Here is a 20,562-nt window from a genome sequence, read left to right on the forward strand (position 1 = left end):
GCCGGCACTGTCCGGCGCAGCAGGATCGGCGATGCCTTGCGTCGTTCTATCCATGTGTATCGGCGTTTATTGTGCCGCGGCTTTTTGAACCGGATTCATGGTTGCAAGCAAGCGTTGTTCGAAGCCTAAGATGAGATCCTTGAGCATCGGTTCGGCCACGCGCTTGGCGCCTTCCCCGAAGCTGACCCACTCCATTTTCCGGCTGCCCTTTTCCGGAAAGCTCTTGAGCATATCCAGAACGACCAGCGGATAGACCTGGACCATGCACTGAACCTTCAGTCCCTGATCCATGCCTTTGTCATACATGTAGAAGCCGATCCGGTCGGCGCCGGTTTCACCCTTGACGCCTGCTTCTTCATAGGCTTCGCGTTCGGCAGCCTGATGACACATCTTGCCTTCCATCGGCCATCCCTTGGGAATGACCCAACGGCCGGTGTCGCGGCTGGTGATCAGAAGCATTTCGGGTGCCGCGCTTTTCTTCTTGAACCGGTAGCACAGAGCAGCACACTGCATTCGCACCGGGCGGCGGAACATCAGGCGGACATCAGTGACAATGCGATTCAGAATGTTCAACGTCGGGGCATCCTTTCAAAAACGAATCATTTTTAACTGCAATATCGTTTCAATATGCTCCCTTTAAGCAGCCTGTAAACGCGCAGATTTGGTGAGACACATATAGTTATCGCGGCGCTCCGTATGAAGGGCGCGGCAACGCGAAAGACGGGCAATTTAATGTGATTGCGCCAGCAAAATGTGCCGATAGCGGCGTTATAGAGCATGTTTGCGGCATTGGCGAGACACGCACAGAAATTTGCCTGGCGCGTGTCTTTTGTGTTGCTGATATATAGTTCAGGGGCCTGTCTGCCGGTCGCGCTGCTGCATTCTCAATTGCGAAATGCGGGCCCATTCGCCGGAACGCTCGGCATCCCGTGTGGCGGTGATGATGAAGTCGATATGGGCTTGCGCCGCCTCGCGCGCCTGCGCCGGGTTGCCGGCCATGATCGCGTCGTAAATCGCCTCATGCTGGGCAAGCAGCATATCGCCAGCGCCTGGTGCCGCGAACAGCATTTCACGGCTGAAGAAGATGCCGCCGCTCAAAAGCCGGTAACAGGCGCGCAATGTGTGCAGGAGGATGATGTTGTGGGCACATTCGCCGATGGCACTGTGCAGTTCGACATCGGTCTTCAGCCCGCCTTCGGCTGAGCCGGACAGATGGGCGGCCCGCATCTCGTCCATGATCCGGGTCAGCATGTCCCGGTCGAAGCGTGTCGCGCGGCGTGCGGCAAACTCCGCTGTCATGCCCTCCAACTCGCGGCGATATTCGAGATAATCCTGTGTCGCCTTCTGGTGGCGCGAGATCAGGTCGATCACCGGCTTGGAAAACACCTGGCCGATCACATCCGCCACGAACGTGCCGCCGCCGTGGTGGCTGACAAGCAAGCCGCGTGCCTCCAGTTCCTTCAGCGCCTCGCGCAGGATCGGCCGCGAAACGTCGAGGCGGCGCGACAGGTCCCGTTCGCTTGGCAGTCGCTCGCTGTCGCGCAGCACGCCTTCGAGGATGAGGAGTTCGATCTGCTGGATGATCTCGCCGGAGGTCCGGCTATGCGGGATGCGGGCAAAGGCATCAATGGTGTCATCTGTCACGGCGGCTCTCCTTGACGCCAACTTAGTCAGCCCGTCGAAAGTGGTCAATTTCTTTAGCCACTTTTCAAAGCCAAGCGATGCAGTGTCTTGCCAAAACAAAACCCGGCCTGCGTCAAAGCGTCCTTTCCCTTTTGCTCGACCTGTTGATAAGACAGTTCTGATTGATGCGTGAGAGGGGAAAACGCTTCATGGCCAAACGCAGTTTTGCATTTCCATCGGCTCCGGCCCGCGCGCAGGCGCTGGGCGAAATCCACGCGCGTCCATATGCGCTGGTGACATCGCCGCGCGTGATTTTCCAGCTCGCCTTCATGACCGATGGCGGGGCTGCCGTCGATCATGCCGTTCTCTCGGAATTGTCGCGTGCCCGGGGCGTGTCGCCGCCCAGCCGCGAGGCCAGTCATCACGCGCTGTCCTGGGGGCAGGGCACGCTACGCTGGGAAAGACACACCGAATTTTCGACCTATTTCTGGGATGGCGTCATTCCCGAACAGTTTGGCGGCGAGGTGACCACCCATCCTTTCGGCGACGGCTTTTCGCCGCCGGGAACGCTGATTTCCGGTATCCGGTTGGAAATCCGGCCGGATACGGAAGAAACCCGCGCGGCGATGAGCGCATTCGATCCGACCAGTCTCTGTTACAGCGACATCAAGAACGGCCAGTCGGTGGTGCTCACCGATTTCCGTCAGAACGGCGACGGGCTGACACAGATCCTTGTCATCGACCGCGGCATGACGGAGGCGGGAACAGGTGCGCTCGTCCAGCGGCTGCTCGATATCGAAACCTATCGCACACTGGCAATGCTTGGCCTGCCGCTTGCACAATCGCTGTCGCCGGATATCCGCCGGATCGAGGATGGGCTGACCGGCGTCACCCAGCGGATGCGTACCAGCGCCCGCGAAAAGGCCGACGAGATGCTGGCCGAGATCACGCTTCTGGCCGCCGAACTCGAAGCGGGGGCTGCACTCAGCCTCTACCGTTTCGGCGCCAGCCGCGCCTATTACGGCATCGTCCAGGAGCGCATCCGCTCGCTGATCGAAACCGGCGTGCCGGGCTATGAAACGCTCGGCACCTTCCTGGAGCGGCGCTTGGCGCCCGCCATGCGCACTTGCCAGTCGGTGGAAGAGCGTCAGGCCAACCTGTCACGCAAACTGACCCGTGCGACCGCGCTGCTTCGAAGCTGGGTCGATGTCGAACTCGAGCGGCAAAACAGCGTATTGCTGAATTCGATGGATCGCCGCGCCAAACTGCAGTTGCGACTGCAGCAGACGGTCGAAGGTCTCTCCGTTGCGGCGATCTCCTATTATGTCGTCGGGCTGTTCGGCTATCTTGCCAAGGCGCTGGAAAGTGAGGGCGTTCCAATCAAGTCGAGTGTGTTGACCGGGCTCTTCGTGCCGGTTGCCGTCCTGTCCATGTGGTACGTGGTGCGGCGCATCCGCAAGCATCATGCAGACGAGGACCGCGAAAGCCTTTAAGTCTTGCCGGATATTCGAAACGAATCGACCAGTGCAAGATCATGGCAAAAGTTGCAAAAGCGGCGAAGAAGGCAAAGCTCGACCGGGACGGCCTGACCGCTCTTGGTCTGGAGCGGCTGATCGAGATCGCGCTGGATGAGGCCGCCCTCAACACGTCCTTCAAGAAGCGCCTGAATGCTGCGCTCGCCGGGATCAGCGGTGCCGCCGGCGTCGCCAAGCTGATCGACAGCCGGCTGACGGCTCTCGAAAAATCGGGTACGCGCATCCGCTGGCAGAAGGAACGAGCCTTTGGCAACGATCTCGACAGCATTTCTGCCAGCATCATCAAGGAATTTGGCGCCGTTGATCCTGGCATGGCGCTGGAGAGGCTGATCCGTTTCGTTTTCGGCTACGAGGGCATTGCCGAGCGCGTCAACGATTCCAGCGGCCGCATCGCCGGCATCTACGTTCAGGCCTGCGAGGCTGCGACCCGGCTGGCGCCACTCGTGCCGGTCGACCAGCAATCGCATATCCCGGCGCTGCTGACGCCGGGTCTTCGGGGCATGGACTATCACGGCGTCAGGACATTGCTTGCGGTCCGGATCGCCGCCGCTCTGTCGCCGGATGTGCTGAAAGTCTGGGACGAAACACTGGCTGCGGCCATGAAGATACCGGCAGGCACAACGCTTTTGCCAGCCATTGTCTATGTACGCCGGGCCATTGCCGATGCCCGTGGTGATCTCGATGCTTATATTTCGATCGAGGAAAGTCTGCCGGAGCCGCTGCGCGAACCCGTCGTGATCGCCGAGCGGCTGTTTGCCATCGGCCGTCATGCGGAAGCCTTGATCTGGGTGCGCAAGCCGCGCAAGTCGCGGGTCGGCTTTGCCCGCCGCGCCGATATTCTCAGCGGCGAGATAAAGCCATTGCCAGACAAGGACCGGCTCGAGGCTGCCATTCTCGACGGCCTCAAAGATCGCTCTGCATCGCAGGCCGTGCGCTGGAAGATTTTCGAGCAGGGCCTCGACCCCGAGATGCTGCGCGAATATATCGCCAAGGCCGGCGATTTCGAGGAATTCGAGGCGCTGGACAAGGCCTTTGCCTTTGTCGAGCATCACCGCGAACCGCATGCTGCGCTACGCTTCTATCTCGCCTGGGCAAGGCTTGATCTGGCGGCGCGCTATGTCGTTGCCCGATGGGGTGTCTGGGAGGGAGAATTCTACGAGTTTCTTCTGCCCGCAGCCGAGGCCTTCGAAGCCGATTATCCGGCGGCGGCGACCGCGCTCTACCGCGCCTTGCTCGACCGCATCATCGGGCGTGGCCTGTCCGAGGCCTACGGATACGGTGCCGATTATTTATCAAGGCTTTCGGCACTGGCGAAACGCCCCGGCGGCAATGACGGTTTGATGCCGCATGCTGATTATGTCGCGGATTTGCGCAGGCATCATATCCGCCGCCACGGTTTTTGGGATCGCATTCCGCCGGAAACCTACCGTTCCCAGTAGGGATCAGGCCCGTAAAGCCCCGCCAGATAATCGATGAACAGCCTCACCTTGGCCGGCAGGAACTGGCGGCTGGGATAGAGCGCCGAGACGAACAGGTTGCTGGAGCCTTCCCAGGCGGGCAGGACCTGCACAAGTTTTCCCGATCTCAGGTCGCTGCCGACATCCCAGGTGGAGCGCAGCGCGATGCCGGCGCCGGACAGCACGGCTTCGCGCACCACTTCCGAGGAGTTGGTGATCAGCCGCCCCTGCGGCTTGTAACTCATCGAGCCCGCCTCGCTTTCCAGCTTCCAGATATCATGATTGTGCTGGCGCAGGCAGATATGGTCGCCGAGATCGTCGATGGTGTCCGGTCTGCCATAACGCGCGATATAGGCTGGCGCAGCGCAGAGGATACGCCGCACCGGCACCAGTTTTCGCGCCACCAGCGTCGAATCGCTGAGTTCACCGATGCGGATGGCGAGATCGAAGCTTTCGGCGACGATGTCGGTGAATTCGTCTGACAGCACGATGTTGAGGATGAGATCGGGGTGCGCCTCGATGAAGCGGGCGAGGTGCGGCGCCACATGCATGCGGCCGAAGGAGGTCGGGGCAGTGATGCGCAACGTGCCCTGCGGCTGGCCGGAACGGCCGGAGGCAAAAGCCTCGGCCTCCTCGATGCCGGCCATGATCCCGAGCACGCGGTCGTGAAACCCTTGTCCCGCTTCCGTCAGCGATATCTGCCGTGTGGTCCGCTGGAACAGCCGCGTGCCGAGCCGGTCTTCCAGCCGCTTGATGCGTTTGGAAATAACAGCTGGGGAAAACCCCAGTGCCCGCCCCGCCGCCGACATACTGCCGGTCGATACGACACGCGTGAACACCTCAAGATCGCCCAGATTTGTCATCAATCTTGACCATTGTTTCGAAAACAGAAAAACTGATTAGCATTTGCTGCGTCATGGTGAAAGTGGTAAAGAAAAAATACCAATCATGCCGCAAGACGACTATGCCGGGAGGCCGATATGCCGGAGACGATTGCCTTTCTGGAGCCGAAACCATCCGTACTGGCGCGGCGCCATCAGATCGTCGAGGATTTGGCCGATATCCTGCCGTCGGGCTGCCTGATCAGTGAAAAACGCGGACTGGTGCCATTCGAGACCGATGCCTTCATCGCCTACCGCCAGGTGCCGTTGGCCGTCGCGCTGCCGGAAACCACGGCGCAGGTGGCAGCCATTCTGAAATATTGCAGCCGTTACGGCATCCCCGTTGTGCCGCGCGGGGCGGGTACCTCGCTGTCGGGTGGTGCCATCCCGCAGTCCGATGCCGTGGTCATTGGCCTTTCGAAGATGTCGCGCATTCTCGATATCGATTTTGCCAACCGGACCGCGACAGTTCAGGCGGGTGTCACCAATATCAATATTTCCGAAGCAGTCTCTGCCGACGGCTTCTTCTATGCGCCGGACCCGAGCTCGCAGCTTGCCTGTACCATCGGCGGCAATATCGGCATGAATTCCGGTGGCGCCCATTGCCTGAAATACGGCGTGACCACCAACAACCTGCTGGGCGTCAAGATGGTGCTGTTTGACGGCGCGGTGATCGAGCTGGGCGGCAAGGCGCTGGATGCACCGGGCTATGACCTTCTCGGCCTCGTCTGCGGTTCGGAAGGCCAGCTCGGCATCGTCACCGAGGCAACCGTGCGGCTGCTTGCCAAACCCGAAGGATCGCGGCCGGTTCTGTTCGGCTTCATGTCGTCGGAAGAGGCAGGGTCTTGCGTTGCCGAAGTCATCGGCTCCGGCATTATCCCGGTTGCCATAGAATTCATGGACAAGCCTGCCATCAGTATCTGTGAGGCGTTCGCGCAAGCCGGATATCCGATGGATGTCGAGGCGCTTTTGATCGTCGAAGTCGAGGGATCGGAAGCCGAGATGGAGGCGATGCTGGCGAGCATCATCGAGATCGCCCGACGCCACGGGGTTGCCACGATTAAGGAAAGCCAGTCGGCGACGGAAGCGGCCTTGATCTGGAAAGGCCGTAAATCCGCCTTTGGCGCCACTGGCCGCATCGCCGATTATATCTGCATGGACGGCACGGTGCCGCTCAGCCAGTTGTCCTACGTGCTGAAGAGGACCGCTGAGATCATCGACAGTTACGGCCTGCGGGTCGCCAACGTCTTCCATGCCGGCGATGGCAACATGCATCCGCTGATCCTCTACAACATCAACGATCCGGAAGACGCCGCGCGGGCCGAAGCGGCAGGCAACGATATTCTGCGGCTCTGTGTCGATGCGGGCGGCTGCCTGACCGGCGAGCACGGCGTTGGCATCGAGAAGCGCGACCTGATGCTGCATCAGTTCACCCAGATTGATCTGAACCAGCAGATGGCGGCGCGCGCCGCTTTCGATCCTCAATGGATCATGAACCCCTCAAAGGTCTTTCCGCTGGAAGGACGCCCGGCGGCATGAGCATGAAATTCGAACCGACATCAGAAACGGAAGCCGTCGATATCATCAGGCTGGCCTCTTCAGAGGGAATGCCGCTTGCGATAACCGGTGGTAGCACGCGTTCGGGTTTTGGAAGCCGAGTGCGGGCAGAGCAGGTGCTGTCGACGCGAAAACTCTCTGGCATCGTCAGCTACAATCCGGCCGAGATGACGATGAGCGCCAGGGCGGGAACGCCGATGGCCGAGATAGAGGCGGCTCTGACCGGAAATCGCCAGATGCTCGCCTTCGAGCCGATGGATCATCGCGGCGTCATGGGCACCAGCGGCCAGCCGACCATTGGCGGCGTGTTTGCCGCCAATGTTTCCGGCCCGCGCCGCATCACGGCGGGAGCAGCGCGTGATCATCTGCTCGGCATCCGCTTTATCAACGGATCGGGCGAGGTGATCAAATCCGGCGGCCGGGTGATGAAAAACGTCACCGGGCTTGATCTGGTCAAGCTTCTGTGCGGCTCGCATGGTACATTGGGACTTCTGACGGAGGTTACGTTCAAGGTCCTGCCTTTGCCGCCTGCCGCTGCGACGATCGTGGCTTTCGGCCTCGACGATGCCCAGGCCGCAGCCGCCATGGCGCACGCGATGGCAATGCCGGTCGAAGTCTCCGGTGCCGCGCATCTGACGGAGAGCGTGCGCTACCGCTTCATCGGCAGCAGCTATCCGGAGGGTGCAGCGACGGTGCTCCGTCTCGAAGGACTGCCAGCCTCGGTTGCTGTCCGGGCCGAAAAACTCAAAGCTGCCTTTGCCCAGGTCGCACCCGCGACGGTACTAGACCAGGAAGCGACGGAAAGGCTCTGGCGGGACATCCGCGATGTCAGACCTTATGCCGATGGCACGCAAAAACCGCTCTGGCGGGTCTCCGTTGCGCCAACCGCCGGCCACCAGCTGGTGGCCGCCTTGCGACTGCAAACCGGCGTTGACACCTTTTATGACTGGCAGGGCGGTCTCGTCTGGCTGCGCATGGAAGCCGATGTTGAAGCGGAGATGTTGCGCCGCTTCATCAAGGGCCTTGGTGGTGGCCATGCGACGCTGGTGCGCGCCTCGGATGCGGTTCGCGATGGCACTGCGGCCTTCGAGCCGGAGCCTGCTCCCGTTGCAGCGCTGTCGGCGCGGCTGAAAGAGAAGTTCGACCCCAGGGGAATTTTTAATCCGGGGAAGATGGGGTGAGGGAGATTAAGATGAAGAGTATGCCGGGCGTTACCCCCCTCTGTCACTGCGTGACATCTCCCCCGCAAGGGGGGAGATTGTTCTTTTCCCCCGTCAGCATTTTCGTAATTCGAGCAAAGGGCTTGCGGCCAATCTCCCCCCTTGCGGGGGAGATGTCCCGGAGGGACAGAGGGGGGTATGCTTCCGCCCACTCGGAGCACAACGCCTGATGCAGACCACCTTCACTCCCGCCCAGCTGGAAGACCCGCATGTCGCCGAATCCGAGGGGATCCTGCGCAAATGCGTGCATTGCGGCTTCTGCACCGCCACCTGTCCGACCTATGTGACGCTCGGCAACGAACTCGATAGCCCGCGCGGCCGGATTTATCTGATCAAGGACATGCTGGAAAACGGCCGTCCTGCCGATGAGGAAGTGGTCACCCATATCGACCGCTGTCTGTCATGCCTTGCCTGCATGACCACCTGTCCGTCCGGCGTCAACTACATGCACCTGGTCGATCATGCCCGCATTCATATCGAGCAGACCTACAAGCGGCCGCTGAAAGACCGTCTGGTGCGCAGCGTGCTGGCGGCGGTTCTGCCGTATCCTGGCCGGTTCCGGCTGGCGATGAAGGCGGCGCAGCTCGGCCGGCCATTGGCGGGGGTGCTGAAAAGTGTGCCGTTCCTGAAGACCTTCGGCGTCATGCTCGATCTGGCGCCATCCGATATTGCCTCGAAATCCGCCGCGTCGGTGCCGGGCACCAGGATAGCGCAAACGGAAAAACGCGGCCGGGTCGCTATTCTCACCGGTTGCGCCCAGCCGGTGCTGAAGCCCGGGATCAACGAGGCGACGATCCGGTTGCTCACGCGGCTCGGCGTCGAGGTCGTGGTGCCGCAAGGCGAGGGCTGTTGCGGGGCGCTGGTGCATCACATGGGCCGGGAGGAACAGGCGCTTGCCGCTGCGCACCGCAATGTCGATGTCTGGGTAAAGGCTGCTGACGCCGGCGGGCTAGATGCCATCATCATCACCGCGTCGGGCTGCGGCACCACCATCAAGGATTATGGCCATATGCTCAGGCTCGATCCGGCCTATGCGGAAAAGGCCGCACGTGTCTCGGCTCTGGCTAAGGACATTACCGAATATCTGGCGACGCTCGACTTGCCGCGTCAGGAGCCGAAAAACGTCACTGTCGCCTATCATTCGGCCTGCTCGATGCAGCACGGCCAGAAGATCACCATGGCGCCGAAGCTTCTGTTGAAAAATGCGGGCTTTACCGTCCGCGATCCAGCCGAGGGTCATCTCTGTTGCGGGTCGGCAGGCACCTATAACATTTTGCAGCCGGAGATTTCGGCGACGCTGAAGGCCCGCAAGGTGAAGAATATCGAGGCAACCAAAGCCGATATCATCGCTACCGGCAATATCGGCTGCATCACCCAGATCGCCACCGGTACGGCCATGCCGATCTTGCACACGGTCGAATTGCTGGACTGGGCCTATGGCGGCGAAAGACCCTCGGAATTGCCGGCCCCAGTGTAGGCGAGAAGCCGGCCGAAAAGGCCGGTTTCGCGAAAACAATCCGGGCTTAGAACTTGTACGATACGCCAAAATTGATGGCGTTTGTCAGGATGTTGGTTTTTAGCGACGCGCCGCTGTCGATATCTACGTTCACCCAGGAATAGTTGCCCTTGTATTCGGTGAAGGCGGACCAGTTTTCCGTAAAGTCGTAGCGTATGCCGGCTTGTACTTGAACAGTCGGACCGCCAAATTCATATTCAAATGTCTTTCCGGACGGACGTGTCACTTCGACGTGTGGAATATTGACACCGGCGCCTGCGCCCACATAAGGCACGAACTTCGAAGCCTCGATCGGGAATTTGTAGAGTGCATTGACTGTCAGAAGGTTGAGGCCATCGGTGAATTCGAAATGGTCCCAGCCGGCTTTGGCCCTTGTCTCATCGTCCGAGTAAACCTTGGCGTGGGTATAATCCAGCGAGATCCCCCAGTTCGCCAAAGCGCCGCCATCGAACCAGTAGGCTCCGCGAACACCGAAATATGGCGGCATTTTAAAGGACCTTCCCTCCCAGCCGGCGGTGAAGTCCGGTTGGTCAGAGACTTCGACCGTGCTGTGCGGCGCCGTTTGGTATCCGCCATAGACGGAGAATTCGAAACCACTCGTATCCACAGGAGCGGCGGATGCCGCTGTGGCGGGAGCCATGTCGGCTGCTGAAGCTGGTGAAAGAACAATGAGGCCTGCAGCCATAAAGGTGGCGGCCAGGGAAAGCGGAATGAGTTTGTGCATCGTTAGGAAACCCGCGCGTGTCTTCTGCTGCGCCGGATATTACAGACGTCGGCTGTCACGATCTGTACCTTTTTTGCATCGATTCCTAATAAAGCTTCGTCGCGGAAATGTCATGAAATTGCAGCAGGACAACCAGCGGCCTCTAGGCCCACTCGGTTTTTCGTAGCGATATCAACGCGGATACCGATCAGCGAATGGGGAGCGGGTTAAGTCCTTTCCCATCAATCGACGGTGCGTTGCAAACGAAGAGCTGCGGCAGCGATGAGACATGCCCTGAAACAAACCGCCCGCGTCTCTTTCGATTCGCGGGCGCTTTTCAACTCGGCTTCAAGCAGGCTCAGCCGCCGAAGATCGTGCGCAGGATATCGACGCCGCGGTCGTCATAGGACACATCGCCCTGCTTGTTGCCGGGGCCGACGACGATGACCTTGGTGCCGATCGAGGCGCGCTCATAAAGATGCTCGACATCCTTGTTCATCATGCGGATGCAGCCGGACGACATGTTGAGGCCGATTGTCCAGGGCTGGTTGGTGCCGTGGATGCGGAAGCCGGAATCGTTGCTGCCCTTGTAGAGATAGAGGGCGCGGGCGCCGAGCGGATTGTCGATACCGCCTTCCTGGAAGGCCGGAAGGATATGGCCCTTCTTGCGCTCGCGGGCGATCATTTCCTTCGGCGGTGTCCAGCCCGGCCACTCGGCCTTGCGCTGAACCTTGACCACGCCCGACCAGCCAAAGCCTTCGCGGCCGACGCCAATGCCGTAGCGGGTCGCCCGGTTCGGACCTTCGATATAATAGAGATACTTGTTGTTGGTATCGACGATGATGGTGCCCGGCGCTTCATCGGTGCTCAGCCGCACCTTCGTCCGCCAGAATTTTTGGGCCGGCTTCTTCTCCATTGCCACCAGCGTGACGTCGGAGTTCGCTTTTGCGCCTGCCGGTTCACCCGGCATGAAAGCCGATGCACTCGAGGCACCAAAAGTAACCGCAGCCGCAAATCCGATCGCGGCCAATGTCTGCAAGGCATATTTCATAGGCAATTTCCCTCATCCAGTCCCAACCCGCGAAACGCTATTGAATATCGCGCTGTACGCAAGCCTCACGGGTTCTGGTTAGGGCAAATGTGATCGATCAGGTTGTAACCCAGGGCGCGGCTGTTGCCGAAAGGCCACGTTGTGGCCCTCCGGCGGGTAAGTGGCAGCTTAGATCACCACGACTTTGGTGCCGACCTTCACGCGTTCGTAGAGATCGGTGACGTCCTCGTTGCGCATGCGGATGCAGCCTGACGAAACGGCATAACCAATCGTCCACGGCGCATTGGTGCCGTGGATGCGGTAGAGCGTCGAGCCGAGATACATGGCGCGCGCACCGAGCGGATTTTCCGGACCGCCGCCCATGCTGGCGGGAAGATAATGCCCCTTGGCTGCCTCGCGGGCCCGCATTTCGGCGGGTGGTGTCCAGTTCGGCCATTCCGCCTTGCGGGTCACCTTGTGGGCACCGGCCCATTCGAAGCCCGGCTTGCCGACGCCGACGCCGTAGCGCCGGGCCTCACCGTTGCTGCCAACCAGATAGAGGAAGCGGTTATTGGTATCGATGATGATCGTACCGGCCTTTTCCTTGCTGGCATAGGCGACGGTCTGCGGTAGGAATTGCGGGTCCAATTGTTTGACGGGCCTTTGGGCGCGGGTCATGGCCACCGGCTGCGCGACACCGGCGCCGGAGCGCTGGACACGCTTCTGGAACAGATACTGTTTTCGGGTGGCGGCCTGCGGCTCGACTGCGATAGGCCGCTGCTGGCGATAGACGACGCGCTCGGGAGCACCGCCAAGCTGGGTGACCCAAGGGGCGGTGAGATCAGGGCTGATGACGACCGGCGGACGGTTCTGGTACCGGTCCTGCGCTTCCGCAAGACTGGAAATCGCTACGAACAGGGATGTGGCAAGGATCAGGGTTTTCTTCATCATCGGACGGACTCACTACCTTTCGCCGGATATCTCATAGCTTCGCCGTCCGCCGGTGGGGCGGATGGAGAGCGTTACGGACGCCAATAAAAACATTGGCGGAATGGAGAGATCGTGGCACCCGGCAGCAACCGAATGGTAAATGCCGGTTCATTAAAAGCCCTTGGTCCTGATAAAGCTTTGGGTAGGGTTATCGCCGGCTTTAGGACTATGGTTGGCAATTGGTAAACTGCAGCGCCGCGCGTTCATGAGGCGCAAAGGTGGCTGTAGGACTTTAAATTGGCCGCATCATTTCTCCCTAAATCGATCCCGGTTTAAGGAGTGATGCGACAGAGAATCTGAGGGAGAAGCGTGTGACGGCAAACGGCATCGTGACTGGAGAAGACGGAAAAGACCGTTGTGCCTGGCATGGCAATCTGCCGGATTACCTGGTTTATCACGATGAAGAATGGGGCAAGCCGATGGCCGATGATATCCGGCTGTTCGAGAAGATCTGCCTGGAGGGGTTCCAGTCCGGCCTCTCGTGGCTGACCATCCTGCGCAAGCGCGAGGCTTTTCGCGCCGCCTTTTCCGGTTTCGATTTCGATGTGGTGGCAACGTTTGGCGATGATGATATTGCGCGCTGCCTTGGCGATGCCGGTATCGTGCGCCATCGCGGCAAGATCGTTTCGACCATTAACAATGCCAAACGGGCACAGGCGCTGAAGGCCGAGTTCGGTTCGCTGGCGCGCTATTTCTGGAGCCATGAGCCGGGCGGCAATGAGCGGCCGAAGGTCGTCACCCGGGAGGCGATCGCGGCCAACCCGACGACGCCGACCTCGACACTGATATCAAAAGACTTGAAAAAGCGCGGCTGGACCTTTGTCGGCCCGACCACGGTCTATGCGTTCATGCAGGCAATGGGCCTGGTCAACGATCACATCGAAGGCTGCTATTGCCGGGGCAGGATCGAAAACCTGCGTCAGGCATTCGTGCGGCCCTAGAACGCGTCGTACCTGATCAGGACCGAACGAGCCTAGAACAGATCTTCGCCCGGCATGCCGTGCAGCCGGTGCGTCGGCCGGTTGTTCTGGTAGAGCAGCCCTATGGCGAAGATCACCAGCATGGCGCCGATCACCAACCACTCCCTATTGCCGGACATGGCCATGCCGGGAATGATATTGGCGCCTTGCAGCATCCACAGGCCTCCCAGCAAGATGATGACGATGCCTGCGATATTCTTGAATACCTTCATGACGTCCTCCCACACATTGGGAGAAATTATGTGCCGAAGGGCGCTTTCGGTCAACATCCGTCGATAGAACGGGCGCGCTGCGCCGGGAATGAACCCCGGCGCCGCCTTTCACAAGCTCAAAGCAATCAGCCGCCGTTCTTGGCGAGCCAGTCCGTCATCGTCTTGATCTCCGCTTCCTGGGCGGAAATGATGCCTTCGGCCAATGCGCGAAGCCCGGCATCCTTGCCGTATTCAAGTTCGATCTTCGCCATGTCGATCGCACCCTGGTGATGGGCGATCATGCCGCGCACGAAGTCGACATCGGCATTGCCGGTAAAAGCAATGTCCATGCCGCCATGCATCTTGGCATTGGCCTCGGCGAAGGCCTTGCTGGAAGGGCCTGTATCTCCCTTCGGCTGGGCCATGCTGTCCATGGTCATGGTGCCGTGGCCCATCTTGCTGTGATCCGTCTCCTGGGCAGCCAGGGGGGCGGCGAGAGGAGTGGTGAAGGCAATGGCCAGCAGTGTCGCAGCCGTGATCGCTCTCAGAGACATCGTGTGCTCTCTTTCGTTTCTATAGTCGCAATTTGCGGGCTTTTGGCCCGCGTTCAGGAAAACGAGAGAAAGGTCTTGGGAGGCGGGAAACGCGGCTTCAGGATCGTCGCCAGCATCGGTTTTTGCAATGCGGGGAGGAGAGCGCCTGCGGGAAGTTCTATCCGGTCGATGCCATGCGTTTCGAGAACGACGGCAAAACAGGCTGAACATGAGATCGGATGAACCATCTTTTGCTGATGGGAGCAGGATTTTGCGGCGACGCAGATATGATCGCCTGCATTGGCCGAAACTGCGTGATGGGTCGTGATCTTTTCATGATGACCCATGGCATTGCCACCAAGATCCTGCACTTGCGCAAGCGCCGCCGTCCAGCCGCTGATCAAGGCGCAAAAGACGGCAAGGGTGAGGATGGCGATACGCATGAGGCACACATAGGTACTGTTGATGTCGAAGAAAAGGCTGGTGGCGCGGACCTTTTTAAAGTGGCGGCCCGGTCAGCGCTCCATGTTTGAAAACGCAAAGACCCCTTGCATGCGGCCAGCCGCCGGCGTTGCGTCAAGCGTCGATGTCCCGATGCAGAAGAGTGGGCCAGCGGACGTGTCGGTGCAATAACAGAAGGACGAGGCCGCCGCCGTTGCCTCTTCCAGAATGCTGAGCACGATCTTGCGATGGTTTTCCGCGTATCCGCGGATAATATCCAGCAGCCCGCAAAGGCTCTGCTCAATCACATGAATATGCTGCGCCATCTCGCCGACGGAGAAGATGCCGGTGGAAAGATCGCAGTGCCAGCCCTCGATGACATAGTCATGCGCTGTGAGTTCGGCGATCCATTCTTCATGGGCGCGCGCATCCTCGGGAAGGATCGTACCGAAGCCCGGTTTCACGAATCTGAGCATGCTATTCCATTTTTAATGGCCGCTTGCGCGCGGCTTTTTTCAAGTCTGAGACACTTTCTGCAACCTGTTCGGCGCCCTTATCAAAAAGCACTTTACCGGGGGCCGGAAAAGCGCTGATCATCATGATGCGCCACCACGTTGCAGTCAGCAGAAATTGGTCTTCATGGTTTCAAAAAATAGTCGACAAAAGCTTTCGCCGAAACGGCGGCAATTGATCATTGACTCTCCCTTTAGCGCATTGAAATTATCAGGCACAACTCCTGATTTTATGAAAAGCCCTCTCCTATGAACCTCATTCGAGGCGAATTAATCCGGCAATTGCTGACTTTCCGGCTGAAGGCCGGGCTGACACAGGGGGATATTGCCTGGAAACTGGGCTTTTCCCTACCAACCGTCTCCCGCTGGGAGCGGGGCATCTGCACGCCGGACCTGCGCGCCATCGGTGCCATCGTCGATTTTCTGCGGCGTGCTGACGCACATACGGAAAAGGCCCTGCTGCGGTCGATCCTGTCGGCCAAGGACAGCCGTAATCTCTGGGAAGGAGAGGACATCCGCTATCTCGCTGGGTCGCGGCAGGAATTCATGGACACGCCGCTGATGCGGACGGTGGTCGGCAAGAGTATCCGCCGCTACATGACCGGGCTCTATCACGATTTCATCGAGGATCAGGCAACCGTTTCGAGCCTGAAATCTGGCGAACTGGCCAGCATCGATTTCTACGGCGGCGCGGCCATGTCGGTGACGAGCATCCCCGATGGGTTCGTGCAGTTCAAGCGGATGAGCTTCCAGTCGGAAGTCAGAGGCGTCATCCGCGGCGATACCCATTCGATCCTCATTCCTGAGACCGAAGCTCCGATGAGCGAGGGGTCGATCGTTCACACCTGGGATACGCTGTCGCGGCCGCTTTAGACCCGCGCCTGAAGCGCAAAGACTTGCCGCATTGGCCCTGATCGGATAGGGAAAGCGCCAATTCCCATGACGGATCGGGCATGACCGATCGACGCTGAAAGTGCCGCTGCCATGAACGACAAAAAGAAGAAGCCACAGAAGCTGAAAGCCCGCCTGCCGCGCGGTTTCGTCGATCGCTCCGCTGCCGATATCCGCGCCGTCGACGAGATGACGGGAAAGATTAGGGAAGTCTACGAGCGCTATGGGTTCGATCCGGTCGAAACGCCGCTGTTCGAATATACCGATGCGCTGGGAAAGTTCCTGCCCGACAGCGACCGCCCGAATGAAGGCGTCTTCTCGCTGCAGGATGACGACGAGCAGTGGATGAGCGCCCGCTACGACCTGACGGCGCCGCTCGCCCGCCATGTGGCCGAAAATTTCAACGATATCCAGCTGCCCTACCGCACCTACCGTGCCGGCTACGTTTTCCGCAACGAAAAGCCAGGTCCGGGCCGTTTCCGCCAGTTCATGCAGTTCGACGCCGATACGGTCGGTGCCGCCGGTGTCCAGGCTGATGCCGAAATGTGCATGATGATGGCCGATACGATGGAAGCACTGGGCATTGCCCGCGGCGACTATGTCATCCGTGTCAACAACCGCAGGGTTCTGGACGGCGTGCTGGAGGCGATCGGTCTCGGCGGTGACGAGAATGCCGGACGTCGGCTCAACGTCTTGCGTGCGATCGACAAGCTCGACAAGTTCGGCCCGGAAGGCGTCAAGCTGCTGCTTGGTCCCGGCCGTAAGGACGACAGCGGCGATTTCACCAAGGGTGCAGCGCTGAACGATGACCAGATTGCCAAGGTGATCTTCTTCATCGGCATCACAGACTATGCGGCCAGCGCTGCCGATCTGGCAGCGCTCGTCGCCGGAACGTCGAAGGGCGCCGAGGGCGTCGAAGAACTGAACCTGATCGGCAGTCTGGTGACAAGCGCTGGTTATGATTCCGGCCGCATCAAGATCGACCCGTCCGTCGTCCGTGGTCTCGAATACTATACCGGCCCGGTCTTTGAAGCCGAACTCCAGTTCGCCGTCACCAATGAAAAGGGCGAGAAGGTCGTTTTCGGTTCGGTCGGCGGTGGTGGCCGTTATGATGGCCTCGTCTCCCGGTTCATGGGCCAGCCGGTACCGGCGACGGGTTTCTCCATCGGTGTCTCGCGCCTGATGACGGCGCTGAAGAACCTCGGCAAGCTCGGCATGGAAGAGGTCATTGCCCCGGTCGTTGTCTGCGTCATGGACCGCGACACGGAAAGTCTCGGTAAGTACCAGCAGTTCACCCAGTCTCTGCGCCATGCCGGCATCCGCGCGGAAATGTACCAGGGCAACAAGAAGAACTTTGGCGACCAGCTAAAGTATGCCGACCGCCGCGGCTCGCCGCTCGCGATCATTCAGGGTGGCGACGAACGCGCTGAGGGCATCGTCCAGATCAAGGATTTGATCGAAGGCAAGCGCCTGTCCGGCGAGATCGAGGACAACACGGCATGGCGCGAAGCCCGCGTCGCGCAAGTCTCGGTGCCGGAAGCAGATTTAGTGGCCAAGGTACGTGAGATGTTGGCGGAGCAGGCGGAAGATCGTCTGCGCACCGCAAACCACGGCTGAGAGATGGCGCTGCTGGGTCTCGATCATGTCCAGCTCGCCATGCCAGCGGGCGGCGAAGATCAGGCCCGTGCTTTCTATTCCGGTTTGCTCGGCCTTCTCGAACGGGAGAAGCCTGCCAATCTGACCAAACGTGGCGGCTGCTGGTTCGGGGCCGGTGCGGTGAAGGTGCATCTCGGTGTCGAGGCAGATTTTCGCCCGGCTCTTAAGGCCCATCCGGCCTTTCTGGTCGATGATGTCGCCGCCTTGGCGAAAAACCTCAAGGCTTCTGGTTGCTGGGTTGTTGAAGATGAGCCGCTTGAAGGATATGAGCGGGTCTATGTCCATGATCCGTTCGGCAATCGCATCGAGCTGATCCAACCTTTGGTTCCTTGAAGGATAGTTGCCGGTTCATGCCCTTGATCAACCTTCCAGTCTTTGCCGCTGATCTGCTGGCCGATTTCGAGCGCTTGGGAACGCTGCGCGTCGATACGCCAGTGATCCAGCCGGCCGAACCGTTCCTCGATATGGCCGGTGAAGATCTGCGCCGCCGTATCTTCATGACCGAGAGCGAGACGGGCAAGAGCCTTTGCCTGCGCCCGGAATTCACTATTCCCGTCTGCCTGCGCCATATCGAGACCGCCACCGGCACGCCGCAGCGCTATTCCTATCTCGGCGAAATTTTTCGGCAGCGGCGGGAAGGGGCGAACGAATTCTATCAGGCCGGTATCGAGGATCTTGGCGAGACGGATGTGGCGAGCGCCGACGCCCGCGCCATCAGCGATGCCATCGCGATCCTGACCGCGCGCCTGCCCGGCAAAAAGCTGGACGTGACACTCGGTGATCAATCGGTTTTCGAGGCCGTGGTCGCCGCCTGCGGCTTGCCCGCGGGCTGGCAGAAGCGCCTGATCCACGCCTTTGGCAATCCCGCGCAGATCGAAGCATTGTTGACGCGGCTGTCGAGCCCGCAGCCGGTCACGGGGCTGAGTGCCGAGATCGAAGCGCTGCTGTCCTCCGGTGACGATGCCACGCTGATCGCCCATCTTGACGAGACAATGGAGGCGACCGGTTATTCCACCAATGCCAGCCGCAGCCCGAAGGAAATCGCTGATCGGCTGAAGGAAAAGCGGGCGCTGGAAAAGACAGCACTTGACGGCCGCACGCTTGCCGTCCTGCGGGAGTTCCTGTCGTTGAACATGCCGCTTGCCGACGCGCCTGCAGCGCTTTTCCTGTTTGCGGAAAAATCCGGCCTGACGCTCGATGGTGCGCTGTCGCGTTTTGATGCGCGTGTCGCAGCGCTCGGCAATGCCGGTGTTGATGCCAATGCGCTCACCTACCGCGCCGCCTTCGGCCGCCCGCTCGATTATTATACCGGCATGGTCTTCGAGATCGTCATCGAAGGCTCGTCGGCGGTTCTCGCCGGTGGCGGCCGCTTCGACCGCTTGATGACGCTGCTGGGCGCTCAGGAACGTATTCCGGCCGTCGGCTTTGCGCTCTGGCTTGACCGGATGGAACAGGCGCTGGCCAAGCCGCAAGGGGAGGCCGTTCAATGACCATCACCATCGCGCTGCCCTCCAAGGGCCGGATGAAGGACGATGCCTCTGCCATTTTCGAAAAAGCGGGCCTGAAGATCGTCGCCGTTGGCAACGAACGCTCCTATCGCGGCCGGATCGAAGGTCTGGACGATGTCGAGATCGCCTTCCTGTCAGCGTCTGAAATTTCGCGCGAGATCGGCAGCGGCTCGATCGATTTTGGCGTCACCGGCGAAGACCTGATCCGCGAGGGCTTGTCGGAAGCCGATGCCCGCGTCGAATTCTGCGCCCGGCTCGGATTTGGCCATGCCGATGTCGTCGTCGCCGTTCCGGAAATCTGGCTCGACGTCGATACCATGGCCGACCTCGGCGATGTCGCCGCCGATTTCCGCGCCCGGCATGGACGCAGGCTGGCGATCGCCACCAAATACTGGCGCCTGACCCAGCAGTTCTTCTCCGCCCAGCACGGCATCCAGCTCTACCGTATCGTCGAAAGCCTCGGCGCAACTGAGGGTGCGCCGGCCTCCGGTTCCGCCGATATCATCGTCGATATCACCTCGACCGGCTCGACGCTGAAGGCCAACCACCTGAAGATCCTGTCGGATGGCGTGATGCTGCGGTCACAGGCCTGCCTGGTGCGGGCACGCAAGGCCGAGCATGCGGGCGATCCGGTCGTGGCGAAGATTGTCGAGGCGGTGAACCGGGCGCTCGCTTAGCTTTCTATCCGAAGGGTGAGGCGGGCGGTTCCGCCTGTTGGAAGCGGCTATGTCGGACGCTCTCATTCATTCTTCGGGGCTTGACGCATAAGCGCCGCATAATCTCGGCGACCCGAGAAAATATTAGTGATCCAGACGGTCTGGTCACGAACGATGTAGAGGATAACGGCCTTTCTTTCGAAAGGAACAATCCTGATGCCAGGACCGAGATCGTTTCTCGAAATGCCAGCAAAAGGAGCGTTGCCAATTTTCTCGCAGCGTTCAAAAATACGATCGGTAAAGCGAGCTGCAGTTACGGCATCGAAACTGGTCTCGAGGACATAGCTGAAGAGCTGCTCGATATCATCCACGGCATCAGCGCGGTATTCGACCGGAAAGCGCTGCATCTCCCTCAACTGTTGTGTTTTGAGTACAGCGTATTGAGCCGCGCGCGCACATCCGCGCCGGATAGGTTTGGTCGAGGATCTTCGAGAGAATGCTGCACACGAGCGCGAAGTCCCGCGATGCGCTCTTCATGCTCTTGTTCCTGACGAAGCCATGTCCGCATCGCTTCGCGTATCACCTCACTGGTTGAAGCGTGTGATCCAGCCTCAACACGGCTTTTAATAGCGTCGACCATTTCAGACGGAAGCGTAATGCTCAATTTTTCAACCATGAGATA

General features: G+C 60.0%; 24 protein-coding genes. 12 read left to right on the top strand and 12 right to left on the bottom strand.

What is annotated here, in order from left to right; genetic code table 11:
- Window positions 1-66: 66 nt before the first annotated feature.
- Together R6X40_RS08290 and R6X40_RS08295 are read right to left on the bottom strand one after the other, a co-directional pair.
- Window positions 67-573 (bottom strand): NUDIX hydrolase, encoded by a 507-nt coding sequence (locus R6X40_RS08290; RefSeq protein WP_318412562.1) that lies wholly within the window; start codon window positions 571-573, stop codon window positions 67-69.
- Between the two features lie 276 nt (window positions 574-849).
- The gene (locus tag R6X40_RS08295; RefSeq protein WP_318412563.1) at window positions 850-1,644 is read right to left on the bottom strand and encodes a FadR/GntR family transcriptional regulator; all 795 of its coding nucleotides are present in this window, start codon (window positions 1,642-1,644) and stop codon (window positions 850-852) included.
- 188 nt (window positions 1,645-1,832) lie between these two features.
- On the opposite strand from R6X40_RS08295, the gene R6X40_RS08300 reads away from it, so the two are divergent.
- Window positions 1,833-3,116: a DUF3422 family protein gene (locus R6X40_RS08300; protein ID WP_318412565.1), complete on the top strand. Its 1,284-nt coding sequence runs from the start codon at window positions 1,833-1,835 to the stop codon at window positions 3,114-3,116.
- A 41-nt stretch (window positions 3,117-3,157) separates the two neighbouring features.
- Complete coding sequence (locus R6X40_RS08305; protein ID WP_318412567.1) at window positions 3,158-4,597, top strand: DUF6880 family protein; 1,440 nt, start codon at window positions 3,158-3,160, stop codon at window positions 4,595-4,597.
- On the opposite strand, the gene R6X40_RS08310 is transcribed toward R6X40_RS08305, so the two are convergent.
- A complete protein-coding gene (locus R6X40_RS08310) occupies window positions 4,582-5,478 on the bottom strand; it encodes a LysR family transcriptional regulator (RefSeq protein ID WP_318412569.1) in 897 nt (298 codons plus the stop codon). The genes R6X40_RS08305 and R6X40_RS08310 overlap by 16 nt on opposite strands.
- Window positions 5,479-5,595: 117 nt before the next feature.
- On the opposite strand from R6X40_RS08310, the gene R6X40_RS08315 reads away from it, so the two are divergent.
- From R6X40_RS08315 to glcF, 3 genes are all read left to right on the top strand, one after another.
- Entirely contained in the window at window positions 5,596-7,035 is a 1,440-nt protein-coding gene (locus R6X40_RS08315; protein WP_318412571.1) for an FAD-binding oxidoreductase, read from the top strand.
- Window positions 7,032-8,234, top strand: a complete 1,203-nt coding sequence (gene glcE / locus R6X40_RS08320; protein ID WP_318412572.1) for a glycolate oxidase subunit GlcE — start codon at window positions 7,032-7,034, stop codon at window positions 8,232-8,234. The genes R6X40_RS08315 and glcE overlap by 4 nt, the downstream gene beginning before the upstream one ends.
- A 208-nt stretch (window positions 8,235-8,442) precedes the next feature.
- Complete coding sequence (glcF, locus tag R6X40_RS08325) at window positions 8,443-9,750, top strand: glycolate oxidase subunit GlcF (protein WP_318412573.1); 1,308 nt, start codon at window positions 8,443-8,445, stop codon at window positions 9,748-9,750.
- Window positions 9,751-9,796: 46 nt separating this feature from the next.
- Here glcF and R6X40_RS08330 read toward each other — a convergent pair whose 3' ends face one another.
- The 3 genes from R6X40_RS08330 to R6X40_RS08340 form a co-directional block, all read right to left on the bottom strand.
- Window positions 9,797-10,429: an outer membrane protein gene (locus R6X40_RS08330; RefSeq protein ID WP_318413226.1), complete on the bottom strand. Its 633-nt coding sequence runs from the start codon at window positions 10,427-10,429 to the stop codon at window positions 9,797-9,799.
- A 421-nt stretch (window positions 10,430-10,850) separates the two neighbouring features.
- A complete protein-coding gene (locus tag R6X40_RS08335; protein WP_318412575.1) occupies window positions 10,851-11,543 on the bottom strand; it encodes a L,D-transpeptidase in 693 nt (230 codons plus the stop codon).
- A 168-nt stretch (window positions 11,544-11,711) separates the two neighbouring features.
- A complete protein-coding gene (locus R6X40_RS08340; RefSeq protein ID WP_318412576.1) occupies window positions 11,712-12,473 on the bottom strand; it encodes a L,D-transpeptidase in 762 nt (253 codons plus the stop codon).
- Between the two features lie 350 nt (window positions 12,474-12,823).
- Here R6X40_RS08340 and R6X40_RS08345 point away from each other — a divergent pair, with 350 nt between their 5' ends.
- Complete coding sequence (locus R6X40_RS08345; RefSeq protein ID WP_318412578.1) at window positions 12,824-13,453, top strand: DNA-3-methyladenine glycosylase I; 630 nt, start codon at window positions 12,824-12,826, stop codon at window positions 13,451-13,453.
- A gap of 32 nt (window positions 13,454-13,485) precedes the next feature.
- Here R6X40_RS08345 and R6X40_RS08350 read toward each other — a convergent pair whose 3' ends face one another.
- Together R6X40_RS08350 and R6X40_RS08355 are read right to left on the bottom strand one after the other, a co-directional pair.
- Window positions 13,486-13,704 (bottom strand): hypothetical protein, encoded by a 219-nt coding sequence (locus R6X40_RS08350; protein WP_318412580.1) that lies wholly within the window; start codon window positions 13,702-13,704, stop codon window positions 13,486-13,488.
- A 125-nt stretch (window positions 13,705-13,829) separates the two neighbouring features.
- Window positions 13,830-14,237: a DUF305 domain-containing protein gene (locus R6X40_RS08355; protein ID WP_318412582.1), complete on the bottom strand. Its 408-nt coding sequence runs from the start codon at window positions 14,235-14,237 to the stop codon at window positions 13,830-13,832.
- A 218-nt stretch (window positions 14,238-14,455) separates the two neighbouring features.
- Here R6X40_RS08355 and R6X40_RS08360 point away from each other — a divergent pair, with 218 nt between their 5' ends.
- Window positions 14,456-14,749, top strand: a complete 294-nt coding sequence (locus tag R6X40_RS08360) for a hypothetical protein (RefSeq protein ID WP_318412584.1) — start codon at window positions 14,456-14,458, stop codon at window positions 14,747-14,749.
- On the opposite strand, the gene R6X40_RS08365 is transcribed toward R6X40_RS08360, so the two are convergent.
- A complete protein-coding gene (locus tag R6X40_RS08365) occupies window positions 14,732-15,133 on the bottom strand; it encodes a hypothetical protein (RefSeq protein ID WP_318412586.1) in 402 nt (133 codons plus the stop codon). The genes R6X40_RS08360 and R6X40_RS08365 overlap by 18 nt on opposite strands.
- Window position 15,134: 1 nt before the next feature.
- Window positions 15,135-15,257: a hypothetical protein gene (locus R6X40_RS08370; RefSeq protein WP_318412587.1), complete on the bottom strand. Its 123-nt coding sequence runs from the start codon at window positions 15,255-15,257 to the stop codon at window positions 15,135-15,137.
- Between the two features lie 161 nt (window positions 15,258-15,418).
- Between R6X40_RS08370 and R6X40_RS08375 the strand changes: the two genes are divergently transcribed.
- The 5 genes from R6X40_RS08375 (at window position 15,419) to hisG (ending at window position 19,901) form a co-directional block, all read left to right on the top strand.
- Window positions 15,419-16,042: a helix-turn-helix transcriptional regulator gene (locus R6X40_RS08375; RefSeq protein ID WP_318412588.1), complete on the top strand. Its 624-nt coding sequence runs from the start codon at window positions 15,419-15,421 to the stop codon at window positions 16,040-16,042.
- A gap of 111 nt (window positions 16,043-16,153) precedes the next feature.
- Window positions 16,154-17,677, top strand: coding sequence for a histidine--tRNA ligase (gene hisS, locus R6X40_RS08380; protein ID WP_318412589.1), 1,524 nt, complete (start codon window positions 16,154-16,156; stop codon window positions 17,675-17,677).
- Window positions 17,678-17,680: 3 nt separating this feature from the next.
- Complete coding sequence (locus R6X40_RS08385; protein ID WP_318412591.1) at window positions 17,681-18,049, top strand: VOC family protein; 369 nt, start codon at window positions 17,681-17,683, stop codon at window positions 18,047-18,049.
- A 17-nt stretch (window positions 18,050-18,066) separates the two neighbouring features.
- Window positions 18,067-19,206 (top strand): ATP phosphoribosyltransferase regulatory subunit, encoded by a 1,140-nt coding sequence (locus R6X40_RS08390; RefSeq protein WP_318412593.1) that lies wholly within the window; start codon window positions 18,067-18,069, stop codon window positions 19,204-19,206.
- Window positions 19,203-19,901 carry an ATP phosphoribosyltransferase gene (hisG, locus tag R6X40_RS08395; RefSeq protein ID WP_318412595.1) on the top strand — a complete coding sequence of 233 codons (699 nt, stop codon included), beginning with the start codon at window positions 19,203-19,205 and terminating at the stop codon, window positions 19,899-19,901. The genes R6X40_RS08390 and hisG overlap by 4 nt, the downstream gene beginning before the upstream one ends.
- A 62-nt stretch (window positions 19,902-19,963) precedes the next feature.
- Here the strand turns inward: hisG and R6X40_RS08400 are convergent, their stop codons facing one another.
- A complete protein-coding gene (locus R6X40_RS08400; protein ID WP_318412597.1) occupies window positions 19,964-20,287 on the bottom strand; it encodes a type II toxin-antitoxin system RelE/ParE family toxin in 324 nt (107 codons plus the stop codon).
- A gap of 5 nt (window positions 20,288-20,292) precedes the next feature.
- Complete coding sequence (locus tag R6X40_RS08405) at window positions 20,293-20,556, bottom strand: ribbon-helix-helix domain-containing protein (RefSeq protein ID WP_318412598.1); 264 nt, start codon at window positions 20,554-20,556, stop codon at window positions 20,293-20,295.
- Window positions 20,557-20,562: the final 6 nt, after the last annotated feature.

This window comes from Rhizobium sp. PL01 (assembly GCF_033447125.1).
GTDB lineage: Bacteria > Pseudomonadota > Alphaproteobacteria > Rhizobiales > Rhizobiaceae > Pararhizobium.